The sequence below is a fragment of the Enterococcus caccae ATCC BAA-1240 genome (assembly GCF_000407145.1).
GTDB lineage: Bacteria > Bacillota > Bacilli > Lactobacillales > Enterococcaceae > Enterococcus_L > Enterococcus_L caccae.
The window spans coordinates 1-12,041 of record NZ_KE136475.1 but is presented as its reverse complement, the minus strand read 5'-3'; the positions used below and the strand labels follow the sequence as shown (position 1 = coordinate 12,041).

Sequence of the window (12,041 nt, the reverse complement as noted above, 5' to 3'; positions counted from 1 at the left end):
TTATTAGACAAAACCTAAAAATGGCTATATAATGAATTCGATTGTGTAATTATTATCATTTTTTATTTCATTTATTTTAAGGAGCGGATTATCAATGACAAAGCAAAAAATTGTCGTTGTGGGAGCTGGTTATGCTGGAGTTTCAGCTACTAAATTTTTAGCAAAAAAATTGAAAAAAGATTCTGACGTTGAAATTACTTTAATTGATCGTCATTCTTACCACACCATGATGACTGAGCTGCACGAAGTAGCTGGAGGACGTGTTGAACCTTCTGCGATCCAATACGACTTGCAACGTTTATTCTCACGTAAAAAGAACGTTACTCTTGTAACAGACACTGTAACTGGTATCGATAAAGACAAAAAAGTCGTTCAAACGAAGTTAGGTTCTTATGAATTTGACCAATTGATCATCGGTATGGGTGGCGAGCCAAATGACTTTGGTACTCCTGGAGTTAAAGAACATGGATTTACGCTATGGTCTTTTGAAAACTCTTTGAAAATTCGTGAACATATCTTGGAAACAGTTGAAAAAGCAGCAATCGAACCAGATCCAGAAGTTCGTAAAGCAATGCTTACATTTGTTGTCTGTGGTTCAGGATTTACTGGTATCGAAATGGTCGGCGAACTAATCGACTGGAAAGATCGTCTTGCAAAAGAATTTAAACTTGATCCTAATGAATTTACATTGATGGTCGTTGAAGCAATGCCGACAATCTTAAACATGCTTTCTCGTAATGATGCAGCAAAAGCTGAACGTTACTTAGAGAAGAAAAATGTGAAATTGTTGCTTAATGCACCAATCGTTGAAGTCGCTGCAGATCACATCAAATTAAAAGATGGTTCGACAGTTCCAACACATACATTGATCTGGACTGCTGGTGTTAAAGCAACTTCTGATGCTGCGGACTTCGGTTTAGAATCAGCTCGTGGAAATCGTTTGATTGCAAACGAATTTATGCAAGCCAAAGGATATGAAGACAAAAATATTTATATCGTTGGTGACTTGGTGTATTACGAAGAATTTCCTGAAACACCAACTCCACAAATCGTTCAAGCTGCTGAACAAACTGGTCACACAGCCGCTGCTAATATCGTAGCTGACATCAAAGGTGGCGAAAAACACAAATTCAAAGGAAATTATCAAGGATTCATGGTTTCTGTCGGCTCTAAATGGGGTGTGGCAAACTTATTTGATAAAATTCACCTTAGCGGTTTCTTAGCAATTATCATGAAACACATCGTTAACTTGAAATATTTCTTTGATATCCGTTCTGGTTATTACATGTTCCAATATATTATGCACGAATTCTTCCATATTAAAGACGACCGCAACGTAACACGCGGACATTCTTCTCGTTATGGTAATGTTTTATGGAGTGTTCCATTACGTGTATTCTATGGTATGGTTTGGCTAGTTGAATCTATGAAGAAAATTGTCGGAACTGGCGATTACTTAAAACCAAGTACTTGGTTTGGTGATGGTTCATGGTTTACGGATAAAGTTGCGTTCCCATTCCCTTGGTTACAAGAACAAGTAACGACTGGTGCATCTGCAGCAGGTGGTGGTGCTGAGGCAACTGAAACAACAGCGAAAGCTGCTCAATTTGGTTTGAGCTATGCATATGGAGAAGAACCAATGCAAGTATTCGATCACATGCCTAAATGGTTTGAAAGTGTGATGAAATTCATGATGCCAAACCAAGAAGTTGCTTTATTCATGCAAAAATTCATGACGATTGTTGAGGTCTTGATCGCTTTAGCATTGATTGCTGGATTATTCACTTGGTTAAGTAGTGCTGCAACAATTGGTTTAACCATTGCATTCTGTCTTTCAGGTATGTTCTATTGGGTAAACATTTGGTTTATCTTTGTAGCCTTTGCTTTAATGAATGGTTCTGGACGCGCGCTTGGTTTAGACCGTTGGGTTATCCCTTGGTTACAACGTACACTAGGCAAATGGTGGTACGGAACACCTAAGTCCAGATACAGCAGTAAATAATTACTTTTTATAGTAAAAATCTAAGAGAGTTCTAGGTTTGCTCCTAGAACTTTCTTTTCTCATTATGATAGAATATAAGAAAATAAAAACTATAAGGGAGAGGAAAGAAGTGAATTTTAAAGAATTTATTCAAAAAAGTTACTTACGTCCTTGGGATATTGTTATTATTTTACTTTTAACAATCAGTTCTTTCTTGCCTCTTGTTGTTTTTGGCATCCAAAACACAGCTCAAGATGATGCTACCAAACAAGCAGTACTAAAAGTGGACGGCGAAGTGATTAAAGTTTTTGATCTAAAAGAAGACGGTCCCACTTATACCTATAAATACGAAGCAGCTGATGGTGATTATAACTTGATTGAAGTCAGCGGTGATAGAATTCGCATGGTTGAAACAAACTGCGGAGATCAAATTTGCGTACAACGAGGCTGGATATCTAAAGCAGGAGAAACACCTATTGCCTGCTTACCCCATAATTTATTCATCACTGTTGAAGCTTCTGATGGGAGTGAAGATGGCAGTCTGATTTATTAAATACTGTCAGTATATTATGAGTAAATTACAAAAAAATATTTATATTTCTATGTTAGTTGCCCAAGGTGTCATCATTGGCCTGATTGAAAATATGATTCCCTATCCTTTTGCTTTTGCCCCAGGTGCTAAGCTCGGGTTAGCCAATTTAATTACAATCATCGCTATTTTTACAATGCGAAAAAGAGATAGTTTCTTTTTAGTTTGCATGCGGCTCATTCTAACAACCTTGCTTGGTGGAACGATTTCTACGTTCTTTTACAGTGCTAGCGGAGCCTTACTTAGTTACTTGGGGATGCTGCTCATTATGCAGCTAGGTCCAAAACGTGTCAGTATTATCGGCATTAGTGCAGCTGGTGGATTTTTACACAATGTTGGACAACTCTTGACCACTTGTTTCTTTGCTCAATCGTGGGCACCTATGCTTTATCTGCCATTTCTCTCATTTATCGGCTTGTTATCCGGGATTGCAATCGGGATCGCAGCCAATTATTTACTGCGCCACGTTCAAACCTTGCGACAATTTCAATTAAATTACGAATCAACAACTAAACATAAATGGAGCCAATACTTCCAATAATATTTTAGTCTGACTGAGTACAATCAAAGGGGTCATCTTATGAACATTCATCCTATGTGGAAAACATATCCTGAACTAGCTAAGGAATTAAACAATACTTTAACGTTAATGGAAAATAGTGTTAATCTAAAAAATAAAGAGGTCGAAGATGCAGTCATGTCTATGATTCACTCTGGCGGCAAACTACTTCGACCTGCTTATCAGCTTTTATTTTCTCAATTTGGGGAAAATAGAGAACCCAAAAAAGCTGTTGCTTTAGCTGCTGCTATTGAATTACTGCATACCGCAACATTGATCCATGATGATATTGTAGACGATGCAGATATCAGACGTGGCTTGCCAACTATTCGTTCTCAATTTGGCAATAGTACGGCCGTTTACGCTGGCGATTATTTATTTGTCAGCTGTTTCAAATTATTAGCTGACTACTCTTCAACTTTAAAAAGTATCCAGTTAAATTCCAGAAGTATGGAAAAAATATTGAGCGGTGAGTTAGGCCAAATGGATAATCGTTATAACCTTGATATGAGCATCGATCAATATATTGAAAACATTTCTGGGAAGACAGCTGAACTTTTTTCACTAAGTTGCTTCGTAGGGGCTTATGAAAGCGGGACTTCGGAACGATTTGCTAAAAATTGTGGGAAAATCGGTGAAAATATTGGCATTGCATTTCAGATTATTGATGACATTTTAGACTATACCCAAAGTCCTGAGCAAATTGGGAAACCTGTGTTAGAGGATGTCCGTCAAGGAATTTATTCTTTACCGCTTTTATACGCTCTTGAAGAAGGACGAGAAACGCTACTTCCTTATTTAGAAAAAGGCGAAGCTCTGACTGATGTTGAAACCAATAAAATTTATGAATATGTCCATTCATTTGGTGGTGTTGCTAAAGCTCAAACACTTGCAGAAAAATATACACAACAGGCATTAAAAGTCATTCGGAAATTGCCTGAAACTGCACCAGAAGCAAAAGAACAACTCCTAGAGATTACTGAAATTATTCTTCAAAGAACGAACTAAACATCTTAAACTGTTTAACCCCATCGAATAAAAGAGCGACTGCATGGAAAAATAATTTCCATGCAGTCGCTCTTTTATTCGATAAAGTTGTTTTTCCACCATTTATTCTAATTTAATCTATTTATCAATCTTAAACATCTTTTTGCTTATCTCATCGTCACAAATTCTTCGGAACCTGTCGGATGAATTGCTACTGTATTGTCAAAATCTTTTTTGGTAGCTCCCATTTTTATTGCAACCGCAAAACCTTGTAGCATTTCATCTACTCCAAGACCAATACCATGCAGCCCAACGATTTTTTCCTCTTCACCAACACAAACTAGTTTCATATCGCATTTTTGACGATATTCTCCAAGTGCAAAATACATTGGTGTAAAAGTTGATTGATAGATTTTAATATTCTCATCGCCATATTTTTCTTCTGCTTCTTTTTCAGTTAAGCCAACGGTGGCAATGGTAGGATGAGTAAAGACAACGGTTGGAATTGTTTCATAGTCTAAATACTCATTTTCTTTTCCGTTAAATAAACGTTCTGACAGTCTTCTACCTGCGGCAATTGCCACTGGCGTTAAATCGATTTTACCAATTACATCACCAACAGCATAAATACCCGATTGCGTAGTATTTTGGAATTTATCCACTTTTACATAACCTTGATCGGTTAGCTCAACATGCGTATTTTCTAATCCTAGAGTATCTGTATTGGGTTGGCGTCCAGTACCAAAAACAATACTGTCAGCCGTTATTTTAGTGCCATTTTCAAAAGTGATCATCAACTCTCCAGATTCAAACTTCTCAATCGAACGAGGCGTTGAATGAGGATAAATATGCATGCCATCTTGAACATAATGCTCCACTACTTTTTCAGATAGCATTTCATCAAAGTCACGTAATGGACGCTCTTTTCTAAATGCCCAATGAGTTTCAGCACCTAACCCGTTAATTGTTCCGGCAAGTTCAGCAGCTATGTAACCCGCTCCAACAAATACAACTCGTTTTGGCAGCTCTTCTAAAGCAAAAAAACCATTAGAATCTATCGCATACTCTTCACCTGGAATCCCCAATTTTTTAGGTCGTCCACCAGTCGCAATCAAAATATTGGGCGCCGTGTAACTTTCGCCTCCAGCTTGAACGGTATGATTGTCAACAAACGTTGCGTATTCCGCTAAAACCTCTACGTTGTTACTATCTAGTCCACGGTGATACGCTGCATGTAAATTCTCAATATAAGCCTCACGATTTTGAACGAGTTTTTTAAAGCTAAAGGATTTTACTTCTACATCCATTCCATATCCTGCTGTATCTCGTTTTATCATTTCCATCATTGAACTTGCTTGCCACATTACTTTTTTAGGGACACAACCAACATTGACACATGTTCCACCGATATCTGCGGCTTCAATCAATAAAACCTTAGCGCCATGCATCCCTGCACGGTTAGCAGACGCAATTCCACCGCTGCCACCGCCAATTACGATATAATCATATTGTTTTGTCATTGTTCACTTATCCTTTCTGCAATGAAAGGGACAAGCTGTAATAGCCAATCCCTCACTTAAATTATTTATTTCTTCTTACGAATCATATCACCAACTGCTACAGGTTCTACAACCGGCATCGTTAAAATCATCATTGGGTTTGGTGCCCGATCGATCGACTCGTCCTCTTCATTATACATAACTTCTACCGTTTGATGGAAGTGATTGAACCCAGGACCATAAAATTCAATTTCATCTCCGACACTGAAATGGTTTCTCTGACGAATCGTTGCAACTTTTGTCTCAGCATCATACGCCATGACTTCTCCAATAAATTTATATTGAGGAATCTTGCGGCGTTCTCCGAATAATTGTTCTTCATCAGTCGGTACATGATAATAAAAACCAGTTGAAAGTTCTCTTTGAGCAACTTTCCAAAGCTCATCGATCCATTCTTGTTTACATTCATAGTTTTCCGGATCTTCCATATAAGTATCCACTGCTTTTTTATACACATTCGCTACAGTCGATACATAGTGGATTGATTTCATACGGCCTTCAATTTTAAAACTATCCACACCATTTTGAATCAGCTCAGGAATATGTTGAATCATGGCCATATCCACCGCACTCATTGAAAATTCTTCTTCCACTTCACCTTTATCAGTTAAACTTGTACGTTCGGCACCAAAGGGCATGTCATAAAGCTCATATTTCCAACGACAAGATTGAGAACATCCGCCACGGTTCGCATCCCGCATTGACATGTGATTAGACAACGTACATCTACCAGAATACGAAATGCACATTGCACCATGAATAAACGCTTCGATTTCCACATCTGTATTTTTACGAATTTCTGCTACTTCATCCATTGACACTTCACGTGCTAAAACCACACGTTCTAATCCTTCGTTTTTCCAAAATTCTAATGTTTCATAATTTGTAGCCGAAGCTTGAGTAGATAAATGAATTGGCAATCCAGGAGCTTCTGTTGCACAAATTTCAATCAATGCCGGATCAGAGACGATTACTGCGGAAATACCAACGTCACGAATTTCTCTGAAAAAATCCCCTGCTCCTTCTTGATTTCCTTCATGAGTGACCATATTTGCTGCCACATAAACTTTTGCTCCATGTTCGTTGGCGAAAGCTACCCCTTCAATCATATCTTCTTTTGTGAAATTTCCCGCACGACTGCGTAATCCATAAGCATTTCCGCCAATGTATACCGCATCTGCGCCATAGTGAATGGCTGTTTTTAGTTTTTCTAGCGTCCCTGCCGGTGCTAAGACCTCGGGACGCTTCAGTGTTCGTTCGTTTGTCATGTGTTTTTTCTCCTTATTTTATCTCGTCTGGATCTAAGTCAAAGAATCCGATATCTAAGCCGCGATGCTCTGGATGAAGTGTCTCTACTTCTTCCATTACTTTTTGAGCTTGGTCACTCGACCAGACCCCTGATTCTAGTTTTTCTTTAGATTCTACAAACAATTTAGCTACTTTCACAAAATTTTCTCCTGGTGCATAAATACCGTCAAGTTTCCACTTTGTGTAATTGTGCTCATGAAGTTTGTCTAGTTCGCTGATTAAATTTACATCATTGTCCGCAAATATATGAGTGCCATGGCTATCTTCATAAATCGAATAGTGTGTTTCTTCTTTTTTAGGTTCCGATATAAACAAGCCTCGTTCTTTGCTGGCAGACTCATCATTTTTAGTAAAATTATAGTAATTTTGCAACAATGGACGTTTAGACTGATGGATACATGTTGCACCGTACACAAGGATTTCCGCTGGAACCATCAAATTGTCCTTCATTGCTATCATTTCTTCAAAAGGAACTTCACGTGCCAATACCGCGCCGATTGCGCCACGTTTCGCCCAAAAATTGATTTGTCTTGAGCTTGTCACTAGAGTTTCTCCATCATAAATGTACGGAATTTCGATCTTGTCACGCTGTAGTACGAACACGACCCCAGGATCCCCAATCGTTACTTGATCTACTTTGATTTCTTGTAAAAAGGCTAAATACTCTGGAATCTTCTTCATTTTTTCTGGATGCATAATCCCATTTAACGCAACAGTTACTTTTTTACCAGCACCATGCGCTTTTTCTGTAATAAATTTCTGTTCCTCTCGAGAAAATGACGTCGGTAAGCGTAACCCAAACATTTCTTCTCCAATGTATAAAGTGTCTACCCCTACTGCTAGTAACGCCTCTGCTTGTTCGATAGACTCAGCAGTCGCAATAAGTTCAATCATTTTACATCCTCCTTTAAAAGCTGAATGAGCTAGTTCAAAAGCTTATCTTTTCCATAGTCTTCTAACAACTGTTTTATAGTAGCATAGGTTCACAAACTTTCCAATAGCTTCTCTTTATTTTAACGCTCATTTTTCACAAAACAACTGATGTAAACTTACTTTTCTTTAAGAAAAAAAGCTGTACAAAACAGATTCGTTTTGCACAGCGAATTATTGGTTTTAGACTTAAATTGTTTGTAATACTTGCTCTGGCTTGGGCGATTTAACATTTAATGTAATTTTTCCTTTACTTGCACCAATCGTCACCTTATCACCTAGATGAATCTGACCAGAAAGTAATGCTTCACTTAGACGATCTTCCACTTCTTTTTGTAAAGCTCTGCGAATAGGTCGTGCTCCATATTCAGGATCAAAACCTACCTTTCCAATCACTTCAATTGCTGCTGCTGTGATTTTTACATTAACATCTTGCTCCCTTAAACGCTGAATGATCGATTTACTCATGATTTTTACGATTTCGTGAATTTCTTCCTGATCCAACGAGCGGAAGACAACAGTTTCATCTACACGATTCAAAAACTCTGGACGGAAGGCCTTTTTTAACTCTTCCATGATTCGTTTTTGCATCGCTCCGTAGTCCTTCGTTAAATCCTGCACATTGAATCCAACATTTTTCTCGTCACGAATCGCAGTCGCGCCAATATTTGACGTCATAATCAAAATTGTATTTCTAAAATCGACTTTCCGACCTTTAGAATCTGTTAAATGTCCATCGTCTAACACTTGTAAAAGTATATTGAATACATCTGGATGAGCTTTTTCAACTTCATCTAGCAAAATAACAGAATACGGTTTTTGGCGAATTTTTTCAGTTAACTGTCCACCTTCTTCATAGCCAACATAGCCTGGAGGAGAACCAATTAAACGACTAGTACTATATTTTTCCATAAATTCAGACATATCAACTCGAACAAGCGCGTCTTCACTACCAAACATCGTTTCAGCTAATGCCTTGGCAAGCTCCGTTTTACCCACACCAGTTGGTCCTAAAAACATAAATGAACCGATTGGTCTATTAGGATCTTTTAAACCACTACGAGCTCTGCGAATCGCACGTGAAACAGCTTGAACCGCTTCATCTTGACCAACCACACGGTGATGTAATATGCTTTCCAATTCAAGCAACCGTTCACTTTCTTTTTTCTCCAATTGCTGTAAAGGTACACCTGTCCATTGTGAAACGACATTAGCCACATCTTCTTCCGTGACACGATTAGCATAACCAGATGCTTCTTTTTGTTCCAATAGTAGAATATTCTCTAATTTGCGTGCCAATTTTTTTTCTTTTTGACGCAACCTAGCTGCACTTTCAAATGACTGAGAATGGATTGCTTCTTCTTTTTCTTGTGTCAAACGCATGATTTCTAAACGTAAATTATTGATTTCAGAAGGCTCGTCCGCCAAATCCAAACGAACTTTAGCTGAAGACTCATCCATTAAATCAATAGCTTTATCTGGCAACTGACGAGAATTAATATAGCGTACAGACAACTGAACCGCTGCATGCAACGCATCATCCGTGATCTCTACACCATGATGCTCCTCATAACGAGAGCGTAAACCTTTTAAAATCTCTTCAGCTTCTTCTGGTGTTGGTTCATCCACTTGTACACGAGCGAAGCGTCGTTCTAGTGCTGAATCTTTTTCGATATATTTTTGATACTCATCTAGTGTGGTAGCTCCAATTGTTTGTAATTCACCTCTTGCTAATGCCGGTTTTAAAATATTGGAGGCATCGATCGCTCCTTCAGCACCACCAGCACCAATCAACGTATGCAATTCGTCGATAAATAAAATTACTTCGCCATCTTGATAAATCTCATCAATAACTTTCTTTAATCGATCTTCAAATTCACCACGATACTTAGTACCAGCAACTAACGCTCCCATATCCAACATCATCAAGCGTTTCTCCTGCATGTCTTCTGGCACTTCACCATTCACGATTTTTTGTGCCAAACCTTCAGCGATTGCAGTCTTACCAACGCCAGGTTCGCCAACTAAAACAGGATTATTTTTAGTACGGCGACTTAGAATTTGAATTAAACGTCTAACTTCTTGTGAACGCCCAACCACAGGATCAAGATTATTTTCACGCGCTAATTTTGTCAAATCACGTGCTAACGAATCTAATGTTGGTGTCCCTTTAGGCGCTGCTTTTTGTGCTTGATTATTTCTGCGACGACCTACATTTCCGCTCATTTGTGGATCGGTAATTCCAATTTTTTTCATCAGTAGCTGACGCATTTTGGACAAACTTAAACCTAAATTCAATAAAATACGTGAAGCCAATATATCTTCATCTCTTAATAATCCTAATAAAATATGTTCCGTTCCAATATTAGGTGCTCCTAAGCGTTTTGCTTCATCACCTGCATAGGCAAAAATTTGTTTTGCACGAGGAGAGTAGGGTAAATAAGCACCTTTAGGATAGCTTTTTACTGTTCCATACCCCGTTAAGTGCTCGATTTCTTCACGAATATCATTTTTATCTGCATCTAACTGGCGTAACGATTTCCCCGCGATTCCATTTGGTTCTAAAACTAATGCCAACAACAAATGTTCTGAACCAACAGATTGATGCCTAAAATATTTTGCCTCTTCTTGCGCAATAGCTAATACTGCCTTGGCACTCTCTGTAAATAATTCATCCATATTCTCATTCCTCCTCATAGCTCAAACGTTCTAAAAATGAATGCATCAGTTGAGCACGTAAATAATCTTCGTTCGATCCTGCTTTACCTAAAACTTGTTTTCCAAGAACAGACAACATCAAATTTCCTTCTCTTTTCGTGATTACTTCTTCTTCGTACAACTTTTGTATAAAAATCAACGCATCTTTTTCCGAAAGTTCATTTCCCGTAAATTTGGCAATTTGCTTTAATAATTGATCACTATCAGAAATTTGTACCTTGGCGATTCGAATATACCCTCCACCGCCACGTTTACTTTCAACAGAATAGCCACGCTGAATCGTAAAACGTGTATTGATGACATAATTAATCTGGGAAGGAACACAATTGAATAAATGAGCCATTTCAGCTCTGCGAATCTCAATCTTACTGCTTTCTTCAAGAATCTTCTTTAAATATGCTTCTATTAAATCCGAAGTATTTTGATTACTCATCACACTCATCCTTTTCCCTTGACTAATACTGACCTTAATTATACATAATTTTAAGGGTTTAATAAAGGAGAATGCCTAACATGATAAGAAAAAGTAAATATAAATAAGTATTTATTTGTTTACGTTAGAACAAAAAAGAACAGAGAAATTACTCTGTTCTTTAAATCGGGAAGACAGGATTCGAACCTGCGACCCCTTGGTCCCAAACCAAGTGCTCTACCAAGCTGAGCTACTTCCCGTAGCTATAATAATAAAAAAAGACTAAACGCTTAAAAGGAACTAAGACTCATTACCTTCTAATCCGCAGTCAAACCTTTCAACTATGCACCCAAAGGGAGTCGAACCCCTAACCTTTTGATTCGTAGTCAAACACTCTATCCAGTTGAGCTATGGGTGCTTAAAACTTTATGCTTTCCAACATTCATAATGTGTCAAAGCAATGCCGAGGACCGGAATCGAACCGGTACGGTGATCACTCACCGCAGGATTTTAAGTCCTGTGCGTCTGCCAGTTCCGCCACCCCGGCGAACAAGCTAAGCGGAAAACGGGGTTCGAACCCGCGACCCCCACCTTGGCAAGGTGGTGCTCTACCACTGAGCTATTTCCGCAATTTGGATGCCGGCTAAAGGATTTGAACCCTCGACCCTCTGATTACAAATCAGATGCTCTACCAACTGAGCTAAGCCGGCGTATTCGCCAAGTATTATACGAGACTAAAAATGCGGGTGAAGGGACTTGAACCCCCACGCCGTAAGGCGCTAGATCCTAAATCTAGTGCGTCTGCCAATTCCGCCACACCCGCAAAATATTTCTATGAGCCGTGCAGGGTTCGAACCTGCGACCCTCTGATTAAAAGTCAGATGCTCTACCAACTGAGCTAACGGCTCAAAAAATGGAGGTTGACGGGATCGAACCGCCGACCCCCTGCTTGTAAGGCAGGTGCTCTCCCAGCTGAGCTAAACCTCCAAGACAACACT

General features: G+C 38.8%; 9 protein-coding genes and 8 tRNA genes. 4 read left to right on the top strand and 13 right to left on the bottom strand.

Annotation, left to right across the window (positions count from 1 at the left end; all coding sequences use genetic code 11):
• Positions 1–94 precede the first annotated feature (94 nt).
• The 4 genes from I580_RS12850 (at position 95) to I580_RS12835 (ending at position 4,137) form a co-directional block, all read left to right on the top strand.
• On the top strand, positions 95–2,002 hold the full coding sequence (locus I580_RS12850; RefSeq protein WP_010771944.1) for an NAD(P)/FAD-dependent oxidoreductase: 1,908 nt from the start codon (positions 95–97) through the stop codon (positions 2,000–2,002).
• Between the two features lie 109 nt (positions 2,003–2,111).
• On the top strand, positions 2,112–2,534 hold the full coding sequence (locus tag I580_RS12845) for a NusG domain II-containing protein (RefSeq protein WP_010771943.1): 423 nt from the start codon (positions 2,112–2,114) through the stop codon (positions 2,532–2,534).
• A gap of 16 nt (positions 2,535–2,550) precedes the next feature.
• Entirely contained in the window at positions 2,551–3,111 is a 561-nt protein-coding gene (locus I580_RS12840; protein ID WP_010771942.1) for a Gx transporter family protein, read from the top strand.
• 39 nt (positions 3,112–3,150) lie between these two features.
• Positions 3,151–4,137 carry a polyprenyl synthetase family protein gene (locus I580_RS12835; protein WP_010771941.1) on the top strand — a complete coding sequence of 329 codons (987 nt, stop codon included), beginning with the start codon at positions 3,151–3,153 and terminating at the stop codon, positions 4,135–4,137.
• Between the two features lie 146 nt (positions 4,138–4,283).
• On the opposite strand, the gene gor is transcribed toward I580_RS12835, so the two are convergent.
• From gor to I580_RS12770, 13 genes are all read right to left on the bottom strand, one after another.
• Positions 4,284–5,636 (bottom strand): glutathione-disulfide reductase, encoded by a 1,353-nt coding sequence (gene gor, locus I580_RS12830; protein WP_010771940.1) that lies wholly within the window; start codon positions 5,634–5,636, stop codon positions 4,284–4,286.
• 65 nt (positions 5,637–5,701) lie between these two features.
• Positions 5,702–6,943 (bottom strand): peptidase U32 family protein, encoded by a 1,242-nt coding sequence (locus tag I580_RS12825; protein ID WP_010771939.1) that lies wholly within the window; start codon positions 6,941–6,943, stop codon positions 5,702–5,704.
• Between the two features lie 13 nt (positions 6,944–6,956).
• Positions 6,957–7,877: a peptidase U32 family protein gene (locus tag I580_RS12820; RefSeq protein WP_010771938.1), complete on the bottom strand. Its 921-nt coding sequence runs from the start codon at positions 7,875–7,877 to the stop codon at positions 6,957–6,959.
• Between the two features lie 225 nt (positions 7,878–8,102).
• On the bottom strand, positions 8,103–10,592 hold the full coding sequence (locus I580_RS12815) for an ATP-dependent Clp protease ATP-binding subunit (protein ID WP_010771937.1): 2,490 nt from the start codon (positions 10,590–10,592) through the stop codon (positions 8,103–8,105).
• 4 nt (positions 10,593–10,596) lie between these two features.
• Positions 10,597–11,064 carry a CtsR family transcriptional regulator gene (locus I580_RS12810; protein WP_010771936.1) on the bottom strand — a complete coding sequence of 156 codons (468 nt, stop codon included), beginning with the start codon at positions 11,062–11,064 and terminating at the stop codon, positions 10,597–10,599.
• 165 nt (positions 11,065–11,229) lie between these two features.
• Positions 11,230–11,303, bottom strand: a tRNA-Pro gene (locus tag I580_RS12805).
• An 84-nt stretch (positions 11,304–11,387) separates the two neighbouring features.
• Positions 11,388–11,461: transfer RNA gene (locus I580_RS12800), tRNA-Arg, on the bottom strand.
• A 43-nt stretch (positions 11,462–11,504) separates the two neighbouring features.
• Positions 11,505–11,590 (bottom strand) — tRNA-Leu (locus I580_RS12795).
• A 10-nt stretch (positions 11,591–11,600) separates the two neighbouring features.
• A tRNA-Gly gene (locus I580_RS12790) sits at positions 11,601–11,672 on the bottom strand.
• 8 nt (positions 11,673–11,680) lie between these two features.
• Positions 11,681–11,753: transfer RNA gene (locus tag I580_RS12785), tRNA-Thr, on the bottom strand.
• 31 nt (positions 11,754–11,784) lie between these two features.
• Positions 11,785–11,866: transfer RNA gene (locus I580_RS12780), tRNA-Leu, on the bottom strand.
• A 12-nt stretch (positions 11,867–11,878) separates the two neighbouring features.
• Positions 11,879–11,951, bottom strand: a tRNA-Lys gene (locus I580_RS12775).
• A 6-nt stretch (positions 11,952–11,957) separates the two neighbouring features.
• Positions 11,958–12,030: transfer RNA gene (locus I580_RS12770), tRNA-Val, on the bottom strand.
• Between the last annotated feature and the right edge of the window lie 11 nt (positions 12,031–12,041).